Consider the following 22269-nt stretch of genomic DNA (forward strand, 5'->3'; position numbering starts at 1 on the left):
AGATTGAGAGTCCCATATTTTACGCTTCTTGCGGTACGGGCAAACCTAAACCTTCGGCTATGCGGGTTCCGTATTCTGGATCGGCTTTGTAAAAATGACCGATTTGACGAAGCTTGATTTCTTCCAATTCGACAGGTTTCATTGCGCCCACGATTGTGTCAACAAGACGAGTTTTCTCTTCGGCACTTAATAGACGGTATAAGTCACCTGCTTGAGTGTAGTGATCATCACTATTATGACCGACTTGTGCAGCCTGTCCAGTCACCTCGAAAGGAGTCACTTTATTTTCCGTTGATTCGGCAGGGCCTCCAAAACTATTCGGCTCATAATAAACAGATCCCTTGCCATTGTCATCAGCACGCATGAAGCCATCACGCTGATAGTTATTCGCTTCCACTTTCGGACGGTTAACCGGAAGCTGGTTGTGATTCGAGCCCACACGGTAACGGTGTGCATCTCCATATGCGAATAGACGTCCTTGAAGCATCTTGTCTGGGGAAGCTTCAATTCCCGGTACGAATGTTCCTGGTGAGAACGTGGCTTGCTCTACTTCAGCAAAGTAGTTTTCAGGATTTCTGTTCAATACCATACGGCCAAGCTCGATCAACGGATAATCTTTTTGAGACCATACCTTCGTCACATCGAATGGATCGAAACGGTATGTATCCGCATCTTCCAGAGGCATGATCTGAACATATAATTTCCATGCAGGGAAGTCCCCTTTTTCAATCGCATTGAAAAGATCTTCCGTATGGTAATCAGGGTTTTCACCTGCTAGTTTTGCAGCTAGATCCACATCAAGGTTTTTGATGCCCTGTTCTGTTTTGAAGTGGTATTTCACCCAAACGCCTTGTCCTTCAGCATTCACCCATTTAAATGTGTGGCTTCCGAAACCATGTGTATGACGAAGTGTAGCAGGAATGCCCCGGTCGGACATCAGGATTGTCACTTGGTGCAAAGATTCTGGTGAATGTGACCAGAAATCCCAAACAGCCGTAGGGTTTTTCAAATGTGTTCTAGGATCTCTTTTTTGTGTATGAATGAAATCAGGGAATTTAATCGCATCGCGAATAAAGAATACAGGCGTATTATTACCGACGATATCGTAGTTTCCTTCTTCCGTGTAGAATTTAACAGCAAATCCACGCGGGTCACGGACTGTATCAGCAGAACCCAATTCACCTGCAACTGTGGAGAAACGGATAAAAAGATCTGTCTTTTTGCCCACACCATTGAAAAGTTTAGCTTTCGTGTACTGAGAAAGGTCGTTCGTTACTTCGAAAGTTCCGAATGCACCGGCACCCTTCGCATGAACTACACGTTCAGGCACACGTTCACGGTTGAAGTGGGCTAGTTTTTCCAATAAATGTACATCTTGAATGAGTACCGGGCCGCGTTCTCCGGCAGTAATCGAGTTTTGATTATCTCCAACTGGCGCTCCCCAGCTTGTAGTAAGGTTTCTCTTATTCGACATAATTGAACCACCTTTTCATTAATATTTATGTATATAATGATAAAGCTTCTCAGAAAAAAATCAATACTTATTTATAATAATTTTAATATAATAATCAATTCATTTGTTTTCCGTTGATAAAACGACTTCAATTTTTACCATAATACGGATAACTGGAAATGTATAAACATTGATATAACAACTTATTGACATATTATAATTCCTAATAATGGTATACGACCCTTATACCCAAAATTCCTTCTTGATAAGTGATTTTATCATTTCTCCTACCAATGGGGTAGTAATCGAGAATGACCACGAATATTCATGGATACTTTGCGCTACTTACCTATTTCCTTCTATTTATCTTATAACAAACCGAAGTGATTACCTGTGACTTTGTTCACTTCATCAAGCTTTATTTACATGACGGATAGAAGGCGGCAGAAACTGAATGTTTCATTGCTTTTGTGAACCTCAACTACAGCAGGACTCTTCATAATCGGACTGAAATAAAAATGCCTTCCCCCTTATTTCGCTGGAGAAATTGTAAACATACTGGTTTGTGTTCGTATAGAAAATAAGATACTATTACGTTAAAATGACCGTCCAATAAGAGTAAGGGTGATATATATGAATGAGCGCAAACAACTGGTAGTTAAATATGCACACCAATTATTTATTGAAAAGGGTTATCAAGCCACTTCCATTCAGGATATTTTAGATTATAGCGGCATTTCAAAAGGAACATTTTATAACTATTTTTCTTCTAAAAGCGAATTGCTTAAGGCAGTCTTCCTGACTTCGCAAGAAAAATTCGAAAAAGAGCGGAATGAATTGCTGATTGGGCAAAACCTTGCAGATATTGAAATATTCATCAAACAATCCGAATTACAAATGCACTCCAACAAAAACAATAAAATCTTTTTCTTATATGAAGAAGTAATGATTTCAAATGATTCAGAACTTAAGAACTTCATAACACATGCTAAATTCCAGCATATCCATTGGCTATCCAAACGGTTTCTGGACATTTTCGGTGCTGATAAAAAACCTTATATTTTGGACTGTGCCATTCTCTACTCGGGGATGATGCATCAAACGGTTCATTTTAATGCCTTGGCTAAAGAGCCCGATTTCAACCCTACTGAAATTATCCGTTATTGTGTAGATAGGATTAAATCGATTTTCGAAGATGTCAGCTCGTCAAAAGCACAGCTTTTGGAACCCGATCTCATCAAGCAATGGCTGCCTGAGTGCTTCCATACACAGCAGGATTTTCATACAGCACTCCTGCACTCTGCCAATGGCCTAAAAAAGATGATCTTGAGGCTATGCCAAGATGATGAAGCGGAACGTGTCAAAAACTTAAAATTGATTCACTTTATCCAAGAGGAATTATTACAAAACGCTGAACCGCGAATCTTTCTCATCGAAAGTGCCCTGCTTTCCTTAAACACCAACCCGAAATTGAAAAACACATTGGAATTAAGTGAATTCGAAAAGATCATTGCCCACAACTAAGTAGAACCTAATGGGTGCATTTTGCAGACAAGTGGTGGTTCTTTCGGCGGAAAGGGACAGGTTTCTGAAATCAACTGGACCTTTTTAAATGAAAAGAATGTAGACGAACGGTGTTTTTAAAACAAGACTTGCTTACACTTCATGGTTTACTTTTTATATCAGATGAAGCCTGAAGAAATTTCGCCGAATAACTGACTAGCCGAGACCCCACAGGCGCTTGCTTTGATGAGGCTTGGCAGACAGTCGGCGGAAAGGGAGCGGGTTTCTGAAATCTACTGGACCCCTTTTTAGTAAAAAGGTCAATGTCGACTCTGGGGAAATACATAGCTTTCCTCTTTTTTTTGTGACAATTCTGCAAACACATCACTGAAATTCATGAAATTTTAGTATAATGACTTGTAGTAAAGTGCCTTCAGGAGGAGTTATTCATGAACATAATAATGCGTTTTCTTATCAACGGGCTGGTATTGCTCGTTATTGACTGGCTTCTCGACTCCATCACGATTAAATCTTACGGAACAGCCTTGCTGGCGGTTTTTATATTATCGATCATGAACTTGCTGGTTAGACCCATTCTCCTGCTTATCACATTGCCAATCACCATCCTGACGTTCGGGTTGTTTTCTTTCATTATCAATGCCTTCACATTTCAAATCACTTCCTATGCAGTCAGTGGCTTTGTAATACATTCTTTTTGGGGAGCTTTAATTGGATCATTGTTATTGAGTTTCATTCAAAGTCTTCTTATAAAACAGAGTAAAAAAAACCGTTAGTAGCATGCTGTTGGCTAAAACTGTAGACAAACTCGACTTCACCGAGTTTGTCTACAGTTTTTTTTAGGAACTCATACTGAAACATTAAATTGAATTTCTGACGGTTTTTCGTATCATTTTCATTTCCATACCAGCCTTCGATATTTCCCGGGCTATTCCCCTGAATTCCGCTAAGCCTCACTGGCCGTTTTCTCTCATTTTCGACAATATTTTTCCATAAATCTACATATAAAATGACTTCTCTGGAAATCCGTATCAATCGATTCATGGAATGGCTTCTTACCGGAGTGATATGAACAGAGTCCTGTAGATGCCTTCGGGCGTAACCGAAATGAGGTCATTTAAAATCAATCAGCATAATCGCTACCCTTTGTAGATCATCCTGAATGGGCTTCCGCCATCTGGCTTTTGTGGAACGAACATGCCGTTCTTTATTTTGGGGCCAGCTTTTTTACTTGATAAAGTCTAAATTTTTAGAAAAATCACATAATTATATTTTGTTTGAATAGCATTCTAATAGTTTTGAATGATTATAAATACGATGAAAATTGTTTGGATCGCCTTGTAGTAAGCGTTTTCATTTTTTACTTTACATTCTTCCTATTAAAATATATTATTTAGTTGTAATATTATGTGAAAAATCAATAAATTATATGTATTCACCTCTACTAGTGATAAAATGCTAGATAGAGAAAATAAACTCCAACATAGAAAAGGGGAAAATTATGCAAAACTCCAAAGAATCTCAACTACATAGAGGTTTGGAAGAAAGACATATCGCATTAATGTCTCTTGGCGCAGCCATTGGAGTCGGTTTATTTCTTGGCTCGGCATCTGCGATAAAATTAGCCGGCCCAGCCATCATCATTTCCTACGCCATTGGCGGGCTTATGATTTATCTTATCATGCGTGCACTAGGGGAAATGGCGATTAAGAATCCTGTCGCAGGCTCTTTCAGTCGTTATGCTAGCGAATTTGTCGGTCCTCTTGCCGGATATATAACCGGATGGAATTACTGGTTCGTTTGGATTGCCACCTGTATGGCTGAAATTACGGCAGTCGGAATTTATATGCAATTTTGGTTCCCTGATACACCGCAATGGGCTTGGGCGTTAGCCGCTCTTGCCATCATGACGACGATTAACTTTCTTGCCGTAAAAGCATATGGTGAATTGGAGTTTTGGTTCGCCTTAGTGAAAATCATTACTATCATACTTATGATCGTCCTTGGCTTCGGAATGATCATTTTCGGACTTGGGAACGGCGGAATCGCGGTCGGATTCGGCAACCTTGTTGAACATGGAGGGTTTTTACCTAATGGGATCTCCGGTTTCATCCTCTCTTTCCAAATGGTCATGTTCGCCTATTTGGGAATTGAAATGCTTGGAGTAACCGCAGGTGAAGTTAAAAATCCTGAAAAATCTTTAAAAAGAGCCATCGATACCGTTTTTTATCGGATTTTACTTTTTTACGTTTTAGCTCTGACAGTCATTTTATCGATCACCCCATGGGATGAAATGAATGGAGAAAACAGCCCATTCGTTATGATGTTTGATAAAATCGGTATACCAGGCGCAGCAGGAATCATTCAGTTTGTCGTACTGACAGCAGCCCTTTCATCTTGTAACAGCGGGATCTTCAGTACAGGAAGAATGTTATTCAACCTAGCGCAGCAAGGTGAATCACCAAAAAGTTTCGAACGTACTACAAAGTCAGGCGTTCCTGGCGTTGCCATCATCGTTTCGGCTGTCGTGCTTCTTTTCGGTGTTTACCTTAACTACATGGAAGCCGATAAAGTTTTCACTTACGTCACAAGTGTCGCCACATTCGGTGCCCTCTGGACATGGGGAACCATACTTGTCACACAGATCATGTCCAGACGGAAAATGAGTCAGGGAGAAAAGCAAGGCTTGTCTTACAAAATGCCGCTTTTCCCATTCACTTCTTATTTCACTTTGGCCTTTTTAGTATTCGTAATGGTAGTACTCGGCTTTTCAGCAGATACAAGAATCGCTCTAATCGTTGGTCCGATTTGGATCTTACTGTTGATAGCCCTGTATTATGTGACTGGCTTGCATAAACGGAATAAATAAATGTCAGAGGGTGCCCAATCTAATTGGCACCCTCTTATTTCTGCCTTTCACCTATTACCCCTTCTTTTGATCACCCAATAAGCCACCGCACCAGCTCCGCCTAAAATAATGAGGATAGGCAAGTTTCCTATTATGAAAACAATGATTCCTGAACCCGCTTTAAGTAATAGATTCGCACTCGTTGCAAGTTGTTTCTTCGTTCTCTCCCATGTATTCAATTCCTTATTATCAATGCCAGGCACAACTATCCGGTCCTGTGATAACGTGATGGTAACCGTCGAATATGAGGTTTGGTTTTCAAGATACTTCATTTGCCCGGTCAGCTGCTCTATTTCTTCTTGCACCACGGCAAGATCGGATGATATTTTCAGTAAATCTTCCGTCTTCTCGGCATCCTTCATGAATGCAAGTAATCTTTCCTCTACTGCCCTCTTTGATTTCAATCTTGCTTTTAGATCTACATATTGCTCCGTTACATCCTGTCCTGTCACATTCCTTCCGACCACTTCTGAAGCCTCGCCCTCGCTATCGGTCAGAAAATCCTGAAAATGGGATTCAGGGACCCGTACAGTGATCGTTCCTTCCACCAGTTCTTCATCTTCCCTGTATACATTGGACTCGACCACATATCCGCCATATTCAGCAACCTTATTCTCAATCTTCATTTGTGCTTTTTCAAGGTTCTTCACCTTCAACTCAAGCTGAGCTTGATGGATGACCTTTCTTTCATCCGTCATCCCTTCCTTTTCCGATGCTTCTTCCTGCACCTTATTCCCGGAAATTGAAGCGTCCATTTTACTGTCCGCCGTTTCATCCTGTGCCTTAGATGCCGAATCATCTTTTTCATTACTGCTGCATCCAGCAAGTAAAAGTAACAAACAGAACATAAGCAACATTGTTTTACGGTTCATCGGTATTCCCCCTTTTCTTAATAGTACCGACGTATAATTTGGAAGAAAGTTACACTTGGTCCTTGAAGAACATGTTTTATTTTCATATGAATAGGTAAAGGTATAAGAACATCCAAATTATGAAGAAAGAAGTGGATTCATTATGAACTACGGAAAATTTGCTAAAAGTTTATTGGTACCTGTGGTCGGAGGTTCACTCGTGGGTATATTCGCCACAAGAAATTCAAAAGAAATTTATGATAAACTCAAGAAGCCTGCATTTGCTCCTCCTTCCTGGACTTTCCCCGTTGCTTGGACAAGCCTTTATACGATTATGGGAATAGCGAAATATCGCATTGCAGCCAAAGAAAAGGAATCGAAGTCCGCTGAACGCCTCTACGATACTCAACTAGGGTTAAATTTCTTATGGTCTTTTTTATTCTTCAAATGGGGATTGCGCGGAACGGCCTTTATTGAAATGGCTGCACTTCTGACCCTGATTACTTTAACGGCATTCGAGTTTTATAGAATAGACCGTGCATCCGGTTTAGCGATGATTCCCTATATAGCATGGGTCACCTTCGCATTGGGATTGAACTTTTCCATTTTCAGAAACAATTAACCACATAAAGAAGCGCCCCTTCTATTAAGGGGCGCTCACTTTTAGAGTTTCACGAGTAAGCCTCTATTAATTATTGATATTCGTAATTCTGCCTTCGATTTCTGCCGTGATCTTCCCGCCTTTAAAGGTTTCTTTCACATAGTTAACGAATGCTTCCAGGTCAGCATGTCCAAACACGCGCTCTTTTCCTTTCAGGACGGTATAGTTATCACCGCCGCTAGCCATGAAATCATTGACGGCCACCGTGTATGTTTCGGTATCCTTGATCGGCGTTCCGTCCGCTTTCTTCAATAAGGTGACACGTTCCGTGACAGGTTTACTGAAGTCGGCTGTATAGCTCAGTCCAGAAATTTGCAAAGTTTTCGGAGCTCCTTCGACGACCCATTGCTGTTGAAGCAGTGTTTTCACTTCTGCTCCAGTCAGTTCCAGCTTAACCAATACGTTTCCGAACGGCTGGATTTTCGCTAAATCGGAAAAAGTGACTTCCCCCTTTGGAATATCTGCACGAATTCCACCTGGGTTCATGAAGGCAAAATCGGAATTCAAATCTGCCTTCATCGAATCGGCGATTAAATTCCCAAGGCCCGTTTCCTGTGTATAGGCGTTGGTTCTTAAAATTTTCTCATCCGTTGTCCCAAGCGGGGCTTTCAACTCTGGGAACATGTCTAAATAGTCGTTAATGAATTTAGTCGTCACGGCATCCGGTGTGATGCCATCTTGTGTAACCGTAACAATTTCAGCTGACTTTTTGACAATATCCTTTGTGCTTGGATCGATTTCCAAATCCACATCTTCAAAAGCCGTTCCATAAGAGTAAGCTTGTACAATCAATTTATTATCCACATAATTGTTGACCCTAGCATGATTATCTCCGGCTAAGATCACATCTACTTCATCATCCACGGCATTAGCAAGATCAGCCACTTCCCCTGTGATGACCCCTTCCTTTTCCGTGCCTGGGTCATGTGAGATGACCACAATCGATTTGACGCCTTTATCTTTCAACTCTTTAACCGCCTTATTTACTGCAGGTGCCTGTTCTATGAATTCCACATTCTTAATGCCATCCGGACTTACTTTTTGAGGAGTGGCATTCGTGACTACACCGATGAACCCAATATCAACCCCGCCGACCTTTTTTATCACGTAAGGATCCAAAATTGGTTTCTTCGTGTCTTTATATACGACATTGGCTACTACATATGGAAAGTTCAATTTATCGAATACTACATCGGATGTTGGTGACTTTCCGCCATTGATTTGAGCCATCAGGGTTTCTACCCCTTTATCGAATTCATGATTCCCGACAGTTCCGACATCGAATTTCATATTATTCAAAAACTGAAGCGTCGGTTTGTCCTGGATCAAAGAAGAAACGGGAGCACTTGCCCCAACAGCATCCCCTGCCGATAATAATAGTGTATTTTCAGGGTTTTCAGCTTTACGCTGCTTCAAGTGCGCAGCTAAATAATCAGCACGCCCTTGTTTGATACCGCCAAAATCGGAGGTGGTATCAAGCTGGCCGTGAAGATCATTGATCCCGAGCAGCTGCACCTTGACGTTTTCTTTCCCCAAATTGAATTTGTAAATACCAAAGCCTTTATCATCCTTTTTGCCTGTATAGGAAATCGCGCTGTCTTCTTTTAAATATTCCGCACCTTTTGGTGATGAGGTGAAGGTAACGTTCACCTTACCTGAAATCGGGGCGATCGACCAGTTATTATCGGCGGTTGGATTGATCTCACCCTCTTGTGTGATGTAATCCATCAAGATCTGGCGATTTTCATCCGCAGAGTCAACTACATATTCGCTGCCCTTGACTCCCGGGAAGTTCCCCCCGCCCGAAGCACGGTAATTGTTCGTCACGACGATGAAGTCTTGATTCGGATCCACTGGTTCACCATTATATTTCAAATCTGCTATCCTGCTGGAATCCGACACTTTCATCCCTTTTTCATCATAGCGCGGAGCCTTGGTGACATCGATTTGGTACGTGACGCCGTCAATCACATCAAAATTATAGACGGCAAATTTTCCATTAAGAAGCTCCTGTTCCTCAGACTTGGCAGGATCGATTGTATTATATTTCCCTGCAGACATCTCAAGCCACTCTTTAACCACGGACCCTTTGACCTTGATTGCCTTCAAGGTATTATCGTATAAATATAAATCACCGGCGCTGCGAATGGTCAGTCCGCCTTCCTTGATTTCGGTGAATTCCTCGACTCCATTGCGACCCGCTTTGAAAGGAGCCCCTACAGAGAGAATGGGCAGGTCTTTGTATTCTGGGCGGTTGCTTTGGATGTATTTCTCTACATACCATTTCTGTGCGCTCGTCACGACCTGTACGGAAGGATCGTCTTGCACAAGGGAGAAATAGCTATGAATTGGAGCTGTAGTCGTTCCAATTGGCATGTTAACATACTTGATCGTTCCTTCGTGATCCTTCTTCACAGCTTTGACGACAGACGCATCTTCAGCTGCCTTTTTTCCTGTTATTTTGTCGTTGATTGCCCGTGTGGATGATTCGGAATTGACGACTTTCCATTTTCCCTTGATATTTTGGATATCAAGATCGATGATCCCGAGATTACTGCCGCCATATCCTGCTTGAACGGCTGGTATACCATTGATGGTACCCTTTTTATTATCCACACCTTTAAGGATTTTTCCTTGGGCATCTTTGAATAGGCTGTCTAAAGAAGCCTCATCTTGTGCCGGAAAGACCTTGTGCGTATGGGAGAACGTGATGGCATCGATGTCGGATACCTTGCTTAATGAATAGATGACATCCTCGGTATTTTTGGTGTCGCCATTAAACCCGGAATGTGTGAGCGCCACGATGACATCCGCGCCCTTTTTCTTCATTTCAGGTACATATTTATTCGCTGTCGTGACGATTTCCTTTGTAGTGACCTTACCGTCAAGATTCGCTTTATCCCAATCCATGATTTGTGGAGGGACAAATCCAATGTAGCCTATTTTTACTGATTTTTCTTTTCCATTGATGTCCTTCACTTTCTTCGTGACGATTTTATATGGAGTATATTTATTTTTATCATTCTTTGGATTATTGTCTTTATCTTTTTTATAAACATTGGCATTGATGTAAGGGAAGTTCGCATCGTTGATGGCCTCGTCCAAATAAGATAAACCATAATTGAATTCATGATTGCCGAATGTGGCCGCATCATAGTCAAGTAAGTTCATCGCCTTATAGACGGGGTGGACTTCACCTTTTTTCAGTGGCGCTATTTTCGCTTTGTACGTACCTAGCGGGGTCCCTTGAATAAGGTCGCCGTTATCCACCAAAACGCTATTTTTCACTTCTTTTCGTGCCTGTTTGATTAAAGAAGCCGTGCGCGAAAAGCCGACCGAGTCCGATACGGCATCCTTATAATAATCATAGCTCACCAGATTAGTGTGTATATCCGTCGTTTCCATGATCCTTAGTTCAAATGGTGCATCCGATACGGAGGCTGCCAGGCTGTTGCCGAAGTTACTAGTATTGCCGTTATACTTGGAGACAACCGATACTTTGACCCAATAACCCGATTTGTACGAATTGAAGTACGCGGAGAACTTTTGGGCCGATTTAATATCCGCCTCAATGGCTGACTGTGAAATGACTTTCGTCCCATTCATCAATTGGAAGACAACGGTTTCATTTCCTTTATTCCCTTTCTTCGGTGTGACCGTTACAGTCGCCTTTGTGCCTTTTGTGTAATTAACAGTTGGAGCTGTAATGATAAATGGTTCAGTCGTGACCGGTTTCTTATTAGGCTCTTTGGCGGATGTCTCCCCCGGTACGGTAAATGGGGCTGCAACCAAACTCACAGCAAGAATCGGGGCGAGCATCTTATTAACATGCATCTTGAACGACATACTTCACAACCCTTCTATTTTTGTAAAATGCTAGAATAATATATCATGATTTTGTCGAATAAGCGTCAAAATTTACCGTAATATTACGAATTTTGAATAAATCATACTTTTTAACCATTCCCATTCAGAGTCCATAGCTCGTTATACCTTCAATCATGTATATAGTCATCATCGAATCCCATTGAGTCCCTAGGGAGAAAGTTCCCTATTAATAAACCCAGGGTAGATCACAAAGATAAGTTTCTTAGACTCTATACTTCAATGAAACATTTTGAAAAAAACCCTCAGAATTCCTTTCAAAATAAAAAACTGGTAATGCCAGTTGCATTACCAGTTTTAAAGTTTAATGCCTATAAAGCCCGATTTATTAAACTGGCTGATACCGGTTCGATGCCCATTTCCCTCGACCAGATGGACAGCTGGCCTATATGGTGAATTTCGTGAGCTATGATATGGCGCAGTATCATGCCTTTTTCGTATGTCCCCTCCATCCAAGATGGCTGTATCATTCCTTGCTCATCTTCAATCGAATGGGAATTCAAATAGTCCATGACCTCAGAATGATAACGGATGGACAGATCTTCAACCTTTTCGATCGTATCATAAGCATCCAAATCGATCGCTACATCAGGCTTTCCTTGTATGGCCTTTATCCAGCTGCATTCGACATCGATAATATGGGCAAGTGTCCTCAATATATTGCCCATCCCTCCTATGCGCTGCCGTTTCAGTTCCTCACTCGGTAAGGCCCGGCACCATACGAACCACTCACTTCGCACCTGCCAGTTATAAATGAATAATGTCAACATCATCCCAGCCCCTAACTCTTTGTCTTCCCTTTGTATTGATAATAATCCTGTCTTTGAATGGTTTTGAATCCACAAGATTCATAGAGTCTTAATGCATGCTCATTAGTCGCCTCGACCTCAAGAAAAATATCATATCCCAGCTGGCATTGTTCGGCTACGACCTTTTTCAACGCCTTTCTGCCAAGTCCTTTTCCCTGGTACTTTGGCAAAATTGAAAATCCATAAATCCATGCTTCCTGGTCTGAGTGATCAACACGGATCTTACCGACCGCTCGGCCATCCTTTTCAATCATCATGGTTTTCAGAGTATCCTCATATAGGATGCGCTGATAATAATCCATCGCCTCTTGTTTCGTAAATTGGAAACATTGAATATCCAGCTGAATTTCCGTTTCCTCATCATCTCTCCGTGAAGGGCGAACGACTGCATCACCATAATCGTCAAGCTCCATTTCGGACCACTTCATTTGAAACTCAGAAAACGCAAACTCACATGGGAGCTGTTTCAAAAATCCTGTTCCTGAATGGGATTGAGCAGGTGAGTTCAAGAGAATCAACTTATAGTTGCGCTCCACTGCACTCCCTATAGCCTCTTCCAGAAGCTTTGTAAAAATGCCTTTCCTCCGGTAATCAGGATGGACCATCCCGCACATCTCCGCTTTGTTTCCAAAATCGTAAAGACCAATAAACCCAACAAGCTTCAATCCATCATAGTGAAAAAAGTCATTCTTATGCACACCATTCCGACTGCGAAGCGTTTCCCAGTTTAGCTTTAAAGTAAAACCTTCCCGTTCACATTCTTGCTGCAGGATTCGAATATCTTCTAGCTGTTCACCCTTCAAATTCTCCACCCCTTTTCCATTTTATCAGTTTATTACCAAAAAATAAGAAAAGCAGCACCCTTTTACTTGGATGCCGCATACTATTCATAAGTTTATTGATGAATGTTGTTTTTTTAAAAGTATTTTCACTTTAATCCATAAAACAAAAATCGTACGAGGGGAGGATTTCCTATCTAATTCCATTGTCGGATGAATTATAGTAGTAAAATGATTCCAAATGACGATTATTTTTTACCTATTTTGTGCTATATTCCAAATAATGGTTTACCATTATTTAACTTGACTTTAAAGGAGGGATTTTTACTTAAGTCTTGATTTTTCAGAGTACCCATTTCTTTATACCCGAATTCCGGACCCTTTTTAGAATAGAATCCGAAATTCGGTGTTTATCACCTGGCACATTACGTCCTGAGGTTATCGATTTTTCGTTTTATGAGCGGACTTTTTTAAGTTCTCTACGTCCGTAGTCAGTTCTTTTAATTGTTTACCGAAGCGGAAGAGCAAAAACATAGAAACGACGAATGGATAGCCAAATTCGCTAACTAATGAAACCCACATAGTAGCATCCTCAATCATCATCCTCTTCACCCCTTTTCTTGTATCTGATATCTAAAGTGAAACTTGTTTTAAAAAATCAATCTAGCACTATTGATTCATGGAAAAAAGAACGAATGTTCCTATATAATTGATTTATTCCCCTTGTCTATCACTTTATTAATAAAAGGAGGGATAACAATGAACCACTTTACTTCTCATTTTTTTTCTCATTCCTTGGAGTTTCTGCAGCAACAGTACTCATCTTTCTTTGCACAGCCGATCATTCATTTATTTTTACAGAATCCAGAGCATTTAAAGATTTTCACTGAAACTCTTGATTCCCCTTCTTCCCACAACATTGATCATCTCAACGAGACTTTCAGAATTTTCTATTACCGGGCTAAAGTATACAAATACATGTGCTCCTTAATTTACTTTTTCTCTGTTGATTTTGATAAAAGGGCACGGAAGCAACGGGAACGCTATCGAATGGTACTTGATGCGACACCAATGGATACTGGCGGTTTGATCGATCGAATCGGCACGTTGGACGTTCAACTTGAAAAGATGGGGGAAACGAACGAACTCGCTTCACACATAAGTGATGAAGAGATAATCAAAGCCTTGAAGACGTTAACAGCCAAACAAAGCCTGGTATTGACCATGATTTTTTCCTACGGCCTATCCAACAAGGAAATTGCTGCCTATTTCCATGAGTCGCCGCAGAATATCTCAAGCATCCGTAAACAAGCTCTAAAAAAACTTCGAAAGCACTATATGGATGAGGTATATGTTAGAAAGGAGAAAAGCCATTGTGGATAAAAAACTGTCAAAAGAAGAATTGTTGGATCTCATAGACTCTTTGAATCCTAAAATAAAAAAATCGTTAAAAAACACGAACTATCAAGACCGGAATGATCTGGAGCAAGAAATTAAACTCAAGATCATTGAATCATATGAAAAAATCGCAGCAATCGAGGCCCCTAATTTTGAGGAGTTCCTTGCAGAATTCTTTACTAAGCAAAAACAATGAAAAAGTACCAAGTCCAGAGCAAGGATGCTGGACTTGGTATTTTTTTTCAGATTTCAATATGATGGTTTCAATGTCAGCTTATCCCCTTTTGGATCATCCAATGTGGTTTTGTGATAAGTACCTTCTGCCCAATCATCAAGCTGATCGTGGTACCACTCACTTTTGACGTTACCTGATTGACCCGGGCCAACGAGGTGATATCCTTGATTCATGTCGGATAGGTCGATGACGAATCTCCAGGAGCCCCCGTGATTAACGGTTCCATCATCTAAAAATGCCGCTGCCTGTACGGTGACACTGCTGCCGCCTACCGGTATTCCGCCGCCGCTGTTAAATACATAATTTAACGGGACGATACTCGATAGCGGGTGGTTAAACCTGACCTGATGATAGTCTCCCCATTCCCAATCGGCTATATCGTCACCTTGTGATTCTTCAAGCTCGGTTAACGTCATTTGTAACGACTTGGCAAGCACCTGCTCAAGTCCGCCTGCCTCTTCAATCCAAGGGCCCGGCTCACCGTCCAGCGCCCGCCTTAGTAGTTCATCAACGGCCGAACGCCTTCCATTAAAGAGGTTGAGGGTTTCCTCCGGTATTTCTTCCGTAAGCAGAACATCCCCTATTTTTTTCATCCAAACATTAAAAATCATCGGTGCCGCTTCATCAACGGAATCAATATGATTCCATTTCTTCAGAATCGTCAGTGCCTGGTCTTCCTGTTTCCCCCATGGACCTTTCAATACATCCACGAATTGAGGAACAAACTCCTTGGCTTGCAAATTCACCTTATCCATCTGCAGGCTTTGCATATCCTCGGCAGTAAGCTTTTTATTGGCTTTTAAAAACTCCTGTATCCTCATCTGACGGTACGGCTGTGCCCAGTTATTGCTGATGTGGTAAGGGTAGTCATCCGAGATGACTTTATTATTCGCTGTCGAAATGAATCCCTCTTCCGGATTCACCGTTTTTGGAAGTTCATCAAAGGGAATGAAGCCTTTCCACTCAAATTCATCCGTCCAGCCAGGTACAGGCAGCATACTATCGCCTTTTTTCCGGATTGGGATTTTCCCATTCGCCTTATAGGCAATGGTCCCATCGGCTGAGGCAAAGACGAAATTCTGTGCCGGCGTTTCGAATTTCAAGAGGGCCTTTTCGAATTCTTTCCAGCTTCCAGCTTTATTCATATTCAGTACCGCTTCAAGCTCGGCGGATGGATCAAGTGCCGTCCACCTTACTGCAAGCACGGTATCTTTTCCGCTTTTCCCGGCAAACTCGGAGACCACAGGTCCATGGCGGGTAACCGTCACTTGATAATCAAGTGTTTTACCATCCTTCACTTTGATGGGTTCGTCCAAGATATCAGCTTTTTCCCACTTCCCTTTGTAGGAGAATTCCTTCTCGTTTTCCGGGTTTCTCCTCTCGATATACAGATCCTGAACATCCGGGCCGGTATTGGTCACACCCCAAGCGACCTTTTCGTTATGGCCTAGTATGATTCCCGGAATCCCGGCAAAAATAACACCGCTCACATTGACTGAAGGGGCCTCCAAATGCATTTGGTACCAAACGGATGGTGTAGCCAAGCCCAGATGGGGATCATCCGCCAATAACGGCTGACCGGAATCCGTTTTCTTGCCTGAAACGACCCAGTTATTGCTGCCGTTGAATTCATAGGGAATAACGGCCCCGGCAAAACTTTTTTCAATATCCAGTTCTTCCTTGCTGATGATATATGGAGCACTCTTTGGATAATCAGGAAATAAATCATATGCTTTTTCCTTCGGGAACGTTTGCAGCAAATATTGCCTAAACGCCTGATCTTCCCAGTTCCCGCCTAAATCAAAGGCCATATATTTACCGATGGTCAGCGAATCGACGGGTGTCCAAGGCTCTGGTTCGTATCCAAGCAGGGTGAACTCCGCCGGCCATTTCCCATTCTCCTTCAATTCATCGATATAAAGGTTCACCCCCTCGGCAAACACATCCAAGGCTTCCTTCCCGTCACTTGAATATGCTGCATAAGAGGCTTCAGCCGCCCGCCTCAACCCAAGTGTGCGGAAATACTTATCATTTTTGACGGTTTTCTCACCAATCACTTCACTCAATCTTCCTGACGCCTGACGCCTGCTTAAATCCATTTGAAATAAGCGGTCCTGTGCTTGGATATACCCTTGGGCTAAATACAAATCATGTTCATTCGCTGCGTTAATATGCGGTACCCCACTTGAATCCCTCACCACCGTAACCGGTTTCAAAAGACCTGGAAGCGATATTTCCCCCTTTGTTTCCGGCAAGGACCTTGAAAGAAATACATTTGCAGCAATCAGGACTGACAGCAAAAGAATGATCAGGATACCAAAACCCCATAGCGCACGCTTTCTCCACTTCCGTTTTGGCTTTTGCTGAGGTATGGCAACTTCCATCGCTTCATCTTCCTCTCCCCTTAAAACTCTCTTTCTATTTTAGATATTCCGCGTTTAGGCCCCTCTTTCCTACCAACTTCCTTACATTCTCTCTTTTTATTTCCGAAAGTTCGTAAATGTACAAGGTCTGACTTTACTCGCACAAGAACGGATTATTCCGAGCAAGGCCGAATTACTATCGAAATTGCTCCGATAAACATAGAATCAAATGCAAAAACACCGATACATTGTATCGGTGTTTTTGCAGGGGATGCTAGCTATTTGCAAGAATGTATTCAATCACTTTATCTGCATCGTCTGTATAAAAGAGAGCTTTATCAAAGTCATGGGCCGCCTTCGTCTCGGCTTCCATGTATTCAATCGGGGAGAGGAGACCAAAGAGCCTCTTCCATTTATAAGTTTTCTCCAGAAGTTTCCTTTCCCTTTTTATATCCTCTGGTATGAATTCATTAATGATAAAACATGGGTCGGAAAAGGATGGGTCCTGAAAACGTTCGTTCAAGGCTCGCAATTTATCCCGATCCCATTCCACCCTTACCAAGTCCGATATGACCGAGACATTTTGGACCGAGTCGAGGATGAGTTTGGACAAAACATCATATTCTTCATCTTCCAACCCTTTATCCGTCATGATTCCTACACAATACCATTTTTCGTTATGATCAGGTTCTTCACTTTTCTTGAAAAACACGCTTCATCCACCTTCCTTACACGCTTTACATGTCCTATTTAATTCAAATGAAAATCAACTTGTCCGCCCACGTCATTTCACTATAACACGGAGAAATGGCGATGGGCGATAAAATATGAGAGTCGCAGGAATGTTAGCCTGACATAGAAAAAAGATACCCTGAAAAAGGATACCTCCATCATATTGGCTGAACAGCCAGTCCCCTTTGTTTAAACAGATGCTCCAGAGCCTGCCTGAACGATAGAAAGGCTTCTACCCGATTTGCAAAATCAAGTGTGACGATCTCTTTCATGACATCAGGGGGAAAACCGGCAAAAATCGTTTCCGTCCCCATCAATGCCAGTGCCCCCACTAATTGATCCAGCAGGGAGAGCATATTGTTTTCCTTCGTAAAAGTAATTCCGGAGAAATCCATGATCAATACTTCCGCATGCAAATCTGCACATTTTTGCAGAACAGTCGATTGCATCGACTCCATTCTCCAATCGTCAATGCGTCCGATCAATGGCAAGAGCAGCACATCCTTTAATATGGTCTGAACGATCGGGGTGGACAGTTCTTCCATGACTTCCTGGTTTTCTTTTATCTTCCGCAAAGAATCGTTTGCCACTTTCGCCATTTCTTTATAATGATTCACATAACTGATACTCACACAGTGTATGAATTGGTCCAGGATTGCATCTATTATCGAGCTTGCCTTTAGCAGAATTTCAATGGAGTAATAGCGATTGCTTACCTCTTCTTCAATGAAACTCCAGAAAAGGTTGCGTATCAGCTGAGCTTCCTCAATATTCTTATCTAAAGGAATGCCCATGTCCACGATGCGCTTTCCTATTTCCATACCCGTTATTTTCATACTTTCCATCGCTTGTGCTTTCCCATGGATCAAGGCATCTGCATGTATTTGAATAAGCTTTGAACGTACCTCTTTACTCGTTTCAAAATCATAGAGCGGTTCCTCTTCTTCAAACAACTCGATATGCTCCACTAAGATATATTTGAATTTTCCAATTTTTTCACCGATCATTCTTAATTCTTCCATATGGACCTCCCATACAGGGCTTTTATCACATTTTATCAAATAATGAATGGTTAAAGATATAAAATCCTTCTATTACCAGTATGATAATAGACGTTTACCCTCTTCTACATAAGGGTATTATGATATATGACTTGGAGGGATTACCATGAAAAAAGATCAACAAGACTTTGAATCTGAAAACATGAGCGATTTAGTCGAACTCATAAACAGTAAAAATAACAGCCGCAGAATCTTGGATGTGCTTCGGCGTAATAAAAAGGATAAAGGTAAAACCAAAGATAAAAAATGAAAAAGCCCAGTCCAATACGGTCTGGGTTTTTGAGTGGATAAAAAAAGAGCTGAGTTGCTTTATTATGCAAACCCAGCTCCTCCGTCATTAAATATTGATAGCCTCTACCTTTTTCTCCGGATTTCCTTCACATGGTTTCCTTCAGTAGTAATATAGACTGTTTCATCAATTTTGTATGTTAAATAACGGTCACAATCAATTTCCAATGTTTTCCCATTGTTGAATTTCATTGCGCAATTGGATCCCTCTTCGGTTTCCGACACATCAATGACTTCGTTCGTCTTAAAACCGACTGCCTTGCCATCGGAGAAATGAGGATAGTATTTTTCAACAATCTCCACCTTTTCCAATCTGCCCGGACTTGTTAAGTATACAACGAATAATATAATTAAAACGGCTATTAACCCCATGAGAATTACTGCTTTTCGTTTCACTCTATCTATTACCCTCTTCTCTTATCAATCTATTATTCAATATCCATTTCCACTAGATTATATTCAGGATTCCGGAAAAACATGATAGAAAAGATCATTTTATTTAAACGGTTTTCACTTTTCCAGCCATCATTGCACAAACGGCAGCCAGGATGATCAGAATGGATACAGCCGAGATGACCCCTCCCCAGCCGAATTTCATCAGGAATAAACCGCCTGATGCCCCCACTACACTTGATCCCGCATAGTAAAACAGGAGATATAAAGCGGACGCTTGTGCCTTTTCACTCTTATCAGCCAACCTTCCGACCCAGCTGCTCGCAATTGAATGAGCTCCAAAAAAACCGAATGTAAACAATGCAAGCCCCATTATTTTAAGCAAAAGCGGATCCAATAAGGTTAAAAGGGCGCCCATCAGCATGATTGCGATTCCGATAAGAAGTACATGCCTCCGACCATATTGATCGGCAAGCTTCCCCATCCATGTGGAACTGAATGTCCCCACAAGATAGATAATGAATATGAAACCTATCAATGTTTGTGATAAATGATATGGCGGTCCCATTAAAGGTATGCCCACAAAGTTATAGACAGTAACGAACGAGCCCATTAATAGGAAGGCCATACCGAACAAGAGTACTAGTCTGCCATTCCTTAAGTTATTAATAAGGGAGGTTCTGATTCTCGAAAATGAGGCCCCTACGCGGATGGTATGCTGCGAAGGCGGAAGCATCCACCAAAAAGCCAGACTGATGATCAAACTTAAAGCCCCAAGGCTTCCAATCGCTATGTTCCATGAGAAATGGTCGGTCAGCACCCCGACAATCAGCCTTCCAGCCAATCCGCCGATACTCGAACCACTCACATAGATCCCCATCACATAGCCCAGGCTTTTCGGATGAAATTCTTCATTGATATAGGCCATCGCAATTGCCGGGAAACCTGCAAGCACCGCTCCTTGAATCGCCCGTATTGCGATAAGGATGTATAGGTCATCCTGGATGAAGCTGACGCATATGGATAACAATGCAGACAGAGTGAGGGCCGTCCCCATTATTTTTTTCCTATCGATATTTTCTGAGAAAAAGGAAACAAGCAATAAACAGATGGCAAGCGTTCCTGTTGCGAATGATAATGTAAGACTTGCCATTGCAGGAGAGACTCCGAATTGCTTTGCGAAAACCGGAATGACCGGTTGGGTACTATACAGATCCGCAAACGTTACAAAGCTACCAAGAAATAAAGCCAAGATTGTTTTCCTGAATGATTTACCAGCAGGCTCGATATAATTCACTTTTGTTCAGACCCTTCACTATTTAACTTTCCCCCTATGTTAATACGAACTTCCCGAGTTGTCTATTTCGCCACTTTTGTCCAAAGGGAAAGTTTTGTTCCACAAATTCACAAAAACCCTCCACTGCATGCAGTGAAGGGTTTTTCATTAATATGAACGTTTATCATCCCGTTCACCTTTTTTAAGGAGCCAATACACTGGCATTCCTATAATGAGGATGATCACCGAGTACAAGGCATTTAAAGGTGTTTGGATTAATGTGCTTAAAACAATATATATTGCACCAGCAATCGCCACGATGGGGATGAATGGGTAAAATGGCACTTTATAAGTTTTTGCATCCGGATCTTTTCTGCGTAAGATGAAGACCGCAAAGAAGGCTAATCCATAAAAACAGAAGACAGAGAATACGGCCATATTGGTAAGTTTGTCAGGGTCTGTTGCAACCATCATGATGATTGCAATGATCACTTGCAATATCGTCGCATTTATAGGCGTTTTGAACTTGGGCGATATTTTCCCGATTTGTTTATGGCCTGGCATCATTTTATCAGTCGCCATCGCCAAGGTAATGCGCGGAAAGGTCAAAAGCTTTCCGTTCAAGCAACCGAAGATTGAAATCGCTATTCCGATTGATATCAATTTCCCGCCCAATTCACCAAATAGAAGCGTTGCCGCAACATTCGCTGCATTCGTGCCATGAGCTATGACTCCCTCCGCCCCCAATACATGAAGCATGGCAAGGTTCACAGCCAAGTAAGCGACCATGACCACGACCAATCCCGTTATGATTGCCCGCGGCAGCGTTTTCTGCGGGTTTTTCATTTCCCCAGCCATGAAGCCGACATTCATCCAGCCATCATACGCCCAGAGCGTAGCCAAAATCGCACCGGCCATACTGATTTTCATTGAACTTTCACTATCGATATTGAATACAGGCATATCACCTTGTGCGATACCGAACACCGCTATGAAAATGATGGGGATCAGTTTAGCAACGGTCGATAAGGTTTGTATGATACCGCCGTATTTTGTCCCCAGAAGATTCATGCCTGCTATGAATACGATCGTAAAAATCCCTATCGCCAAAGTGTAGCCAGAAGCGATATTAAATATTCCTGCGACTAATAACCCGAAGTATAAACTGAGTGCGCCCATGACTGCAGGTCCATATACCAATGTCTGAACCCAGCCGCATAGGAATCCCCATGCTTTTCCGTACACTTCTTCCATATAAACATATAAGCCTCCGGTTTTAGGGATCCGTGTACTCACTTCCGCAATCGTCAACCCGCTAGCAAGGGTAATCAGGCCGCCTATCAGCCAGGCTAATAAGGCCATGGTTGAATTACCGCTTAACTCAAGCACGTCACCGGGTCTCATGAAAATACCAGAACCGATAACTGTACCAACTACAATTGATGTTCCAACCCAAAATCCAATCGTTTTCTTCAATTGGTCATTTCTCATGTTGTCCTCCCCAGGTGTACACATGTACTTTATTTATACTAAAAATTATATCATATAAATTATACGGGAATAGTTTATGCAATCCTTTGAATATTACAAAAAATAATCAAACACGTTGGTATCACTACGCTCAGGGAGCTTTACCGCACTTATATTTTTTTTACT

At 41.8% G+C, this 22269-nt stretch carries 20 protein-coding genes; 7 read left to right on the plus strand and 13 right to left on the minus strand.

What is annotated here, in order from left to right:
- Positions 1–19: 19 nt before the first annotated feature.
- A complete protein-coding gene (gene katA, locus ACQKFG_RS13890; RefSeq protein WP_427560773.1) occupies positions 20–1477 on the minus strand; it encodes a catalase KatA in 1458 nt (485 codons plus the stop codon).
- A 609-nt stretch (positions 1478–2086) separates the two neighbouring features.
- Here katA and ACQKFG_RS13895 point away from each other — a divergent pair.
- Positions 2087–2977 carry a TetR/AcrR family transcriptional regulator gene (locus ACQKFG_RS13895; protein ID WP_192206877.1) on the plus strand — a complete coding sequence of 297 codons (891 nt, stop codon included), beginning with the start codon at positions 2087–2089 and terminating at the stop codon, positions 2975–2977.
- Between the two features lie 428 nt (positions 2978–3405).
- The gene (locus tag ACQKFG_RS13900; protein WP_427559827.1) at positions 3406–3750 is read left to right on the plus strand and encodes a phage holin family protein; all 345 of its coding nucleotides are present in this window, start codon (positions 3406–3408) and stop codon (positions 3748–3750) included.
- On the opposite strand, the gene ACQKFG_RS13905 is transcribed toward ACQKFG_RS13900, so the two are convergent.
- Entirely contained in the window at positions 3722–4018 is a 297-nt protein-coding gene (locus tag ACQKFG_RS13905; RefSeq protein WP_427559830.1) for a hypothetical protein, read from the minus strand. The genes ACQKFG_RS13900 and ACQKFG_RS13905 overlap by 29 nt on opposite strands.
- Positions 4019–4475: 457 nt before the next feature.
- On the opposite strand from ACQKFG_RS13905, the gene ACQKFG_RS13910 reads away from it, so the two are divergent.
- Complete coding sequence (locus ACQKFG_RS13910) at positions 4476–5843, plus strand: amino acid permease (protein ID WP_427559833.1); 1368 nt, start codon at positions 4476–4478, stop codon at positions 5841–5843.
- A 47-nt stretch (positions 5844–5890) separates the two neighbouring features.
- Here the strand turns inward: ACQKFG_RS13910 and ACQKFG_RS13915 are convergent, their stop codons facing one another.
- Positions 5891–6754, minus strand: coding sequence for a DUF4349 domain-containing protein (locus ACQKFG_RS13915; RefSeq protein ID WP_427559836.1), 864 nt, complete (start codon positions 6752–6754; stop codon positions 5891–5893).
- A 142-nt stretch (positions 6755–6896) separates the two neighbouring features.
- On the opposite strand from ACQKFG_RS13915, the gene ACQKFG_RS13920 reads away from it, so the two are divergent.
- Positions 6897–7355 carry a TspO/MBR family protein gene (locus tag ACQKFG_RS13920; RefSeq protein WP_427559839.1) on the plus strand — a complete coding sequence of 153 codons (459 nt, stop codon included), beginning with the start codon at positions 6897–6899 and terminating at the stop codon, positions 7353–7355.
- A gap of 66 nt (positions 7356–7421) precedes the next feature.
- Here the strand turns inward: ACQKFG_RS13920 and ACQKFG_RS13925 are convergent, their stop codons facing one another.
- From ACQKFG_RS13925 to ACQKFG_RS13940, 4 genes are all read right to left on the minus strand, one after another.
- Positions 7422–11240, minus strand: a complete 3819-nt coding sequence (locus tag ACQKFG_RS13925; RefSeq protein WP_427559842.1) for a bifunctional 2',3'-cyclic-nucleotide 2'-phosphodiesterase/3'-nucleotidase — start codon at positions 11238–11240, stop codon at positions 7422–7424.
- Between the two features lie 350 nt (positions 11241–11590).
- Positions 11591–12049 (minus strand): DinB family protein, encoded by a 459-nt coding sequence (locus ACQKFG_RS13930; protein ID WP_349728844.1) that lies wholly within the window; start codon positions 12047–12049, stop codon positions 11591–11593.
- Between the two features lie 11 nt (positions 12050–12060).
- Positions 12061–12891 (minus strand): GNAT family N-acetyltransferase, encoded by an 831-nt coding sequence (locus ACQKFG_RS13935; protein WP_427559845.1) that lies wholly within the window; start codon positions 12889–12891, stop codon positions 12061–12063.
- 414 nt (positions 12892–13305) lie between these two features.
- On the minus strand, positions 13306–13470 hold the full coding sequence (locus ACQKFG_RS13940; protein WP_228467557.1) for a YvrJ family protein: 165 nt from the start codon (positions 13468–13470) through the stop codon (positions 13306–13308).
- A 156-nt stretch (positions 13471–13626) separates the two neighbouring features.
- Between ACQKFG_RS13940 and ACQKFG_RS13945 the strand changes: the two genes are divergently transcribed.
- Together ACQKFG_RS13945 and ACQKFG_RS13950 are read left to right on the plus strand one after the other, a co-directional pair.
- Positions 13627–14250, plus strand: coding sequence for a sigma-70 family RNA polymerase sigma factor (locus tag ACQKFG_RS13945; RefSeq protein ID WP_192206884.1), 624 nt, complete (start codon positions 13627–13629; stop codon positions 14248–14250).
- The gene (locus tag ACQKFG_RS13950; protein WP_081395591.1) at positions 14243–14461 is read left to right on the plus strand and encodes a hypothetical protein; all 219 of its coding nucleotides are present in this window, start codon (positions 14243–14245) and stop codon (positions 14459–14461) included. Before ACQKFG_RS13945 ends, ACQKFG_RS13950 begins: the two co-directional genes overlap by 8 nt.
- A gap of 53 nt (positions 14462–14514) precedes the next feature.
- Here ACQKFG_RS13950 and ACQKFG_RS13955 read toward each other — a convergent pair whose 3' ends face one another.
- From ACQKFG_RS13955 to ACQKFG_RS13965, 3 genes are all read right to left on the minus strand, one after another.
- On the minus strand, positions 14515–16884 hold the full coding sequence (locus ACQKFG_RS13955; RefSeq protein ID WP_427559850.1) for a penicillin acylase family protein: 2370 nt from the start codon (positions 16882–16884) through the stop codon (positions 14515–14517).
- 253 nt (positions 16885–17137) lie between these two features.
- Positions 17138–17575 carry a hypothetical protein gene (locus ACQKFG_RS13960; RefSeq protein WP_427559853.1) on the minus strand — a complete coding sequence of 146 codons (438 nt, stop codon included), beginning with the start codon at positions 17573–17575 and terminating at the stop codon, positions 17138–17140.
- A 178-nt stretch (positions 17576–17753) separates the two neighbouring features.
- Positions 17754–18617: an STAS domain-containing protein gene (locus tag ACQKFG_RS13965; RefSeq protein ID WP_427559856.1), complete on the minus strand. Its 864-nt coding sequence runs from the start codon at positions 18615–18617 to the stop codon at positions 17754–17756.
- Positions 18618–18762: 145 nt separating this feature from the next.
- Here ACQKFG_RS13965 and ACQKFG_RS13970 point away from each other — a divergent pair, with 145 nt between their 5' ends.
- A complete protein-coding gene (locus tag ACQKFG_RS13970) occupies positions 18763–18906 on the plus strand; it encodes a hypothetical protein (RefSeq protein WP_192206889.1) in 144 nt (47 codons plus the stop codon).
- Between the two features lie 104 nt (positions 18907–19010).
- Here ACQKFG_RS13970 and ACQKFG_RS13975 read toward each other — a convergent pair whose 3' ends face one another.
- From ACQKFG_RS13975 to ACQKFG_RS13985, 3 genes are all read right to left on the minus strand, one after another.
- Positions 19011–19340, minus strand: coding sequence for an Ac45/VOA1 transmembrane domain-containing protein (locus tag ACQKFG_RS13975; protein WP_427559859.1), 330 nt, complete (start codon positions 19338–19340; stop codon positions 19011–19013).
- Positions 19341–19443: 103 nt separating this feature from the next.
- On the minus strand, positions 19444–20634 hold the full coding sequence (locus ACQKFG_RS13980; protein WP_427559861.1) for an MFS transporter: 1191 nt from the start codon (positions 20632–20634) through the stop codon (positions 19444–19446).
- A gap of 147 nt (positions 20635–20781) precedes the next feature.
- Positions 20782–22104 (minus strand): APC family permease, encoded by a 1323-nt coding sequence (locus ACQKFG_RS13985; protein ID WP_427559864.1) that lies wholly within the window; start codon positions 22102–22104, stop codon positions 20782–20784.
- Between the last annotated feature and the right edge of the window lie 165 nt (positions 22105–22269).

Origin of the sequence: Peribacillus sp. NPDC076916, from assembly GCF_050269675.1 — a bacterium.
GTDB lineage: Bacteria > Bacillota > Bacilli > Bacillales > DSM-1321 > Peribacillus > Peribacillus aracenensis.

What these genes read in the sequence shown, in the direction of transcription:
- ACQKFG_RS13895 (WP_192206877.1), top strand. Translation starts at nt 2,087, where the DNA reads ATGAATGAGCGCAAACAACTGGTAGTTAAATATGCACACCAATTATTT.
- ACQKFG_RS13900 (WP_427559827.1), top strand. Translation starts at nt 3,406, where the DNA reads ATGAACATAATAATGCGTTTTCTTATCAACGGGCTGGTATTGCTCGTT.
- ACQKFG_RS13905 (WP_427559830.1), bottom strand. Translation starts at nt 4,018, where the DNA reads ATGAATCGATTGATACGGATTTCCAGAGAAGTCATTTTATATGTAGAT.
- ACQKFG_RS13910 (WP_427559833.1), top strand. Translation starts at nt 4,476, where the DNA reads ATGCAAAACTCCAAAGAATCTCAACTACATAGAGGTTTGGAAGAAAGA.
- ACQKFG_RS13915 (WP_427559836.1), bottom strand. Translation starts at nt 6,754, where the DNA reads ATGAACCGTAAAACAATGTTGCTTATGTTCTGTTTGTTACTTTTACTT.
- ACQKFG_RS13920 (WP_427559839.1), top strand. Translation starts at nt 6,897, where the DNA reads ATGAACTACGGAAAATTTGCTAAAAGTTTATTGGTACCTGTGGTCGGA.
- ACQKFG_RS13925 (WP_427559842.1), bottom strand. Translation starts at nt 11,240, where the DNA reads ATGTCGTTCAAGATGCATGTTAATAAGATGCTCGCCCCGATTCTTGCT.
- ACQKFG_RS13930 (WP_349728844.1), bottom strand. Translation starts at nt 12,049, where the DNA reads ATGTTGACATTATTCATTTATAACTGGCAGGTGCGAAGTGAGTGGTTC.
- ACQKFG_RS13940 (WP_228467557.1), bottom strand. Translation starts at nt 13,470, where the DNA reads ATGATGATTGAGGATGCTACTATGTGGGTTTCATTAGTTAGCGAATTT.
- ACQKFG_RS13945 (WP_192206884.1), top strand. Translation starts at nt 13,627, where the DNA reads ATGAACCACTTTACTTCTCATTTTTTTTCTCATTCCTTGGAGTTTCTG.
- ACQKFG_RS13955 (WP_427559850.1), bottom strand. Translation starts at nt 16,884, where the DNA reads ATGGAAGTTGCCATACCTCAGCAAAAGCCAAAACGGAAGTGGAGAAAG.
- ACQKFG_RS13965 (WP_427559856.1), bottom strand. Translation starts at nt 18,617, where the DNA reads ATGGAAGAATTAAGAATGATCGGTGAAAAAATTGGAAAATTCAAATAT.
- ACQKFG_RS13970 (WP_192206889.1), top strand. Translation starts at nt 18,763, where the DNA reads ATGAAAAAAGATCAACAAGACTTTGAATCTGAAAACATGAGCGATTTA.
- ACQKFG_RS13985 (WP_427559864.1), bottom strand. Translation starts at nt 22,104, where the DNA reads ATGAGAAATGACCAATTGAAGAAAACGATTGGATTTTGGGTTGGAACA.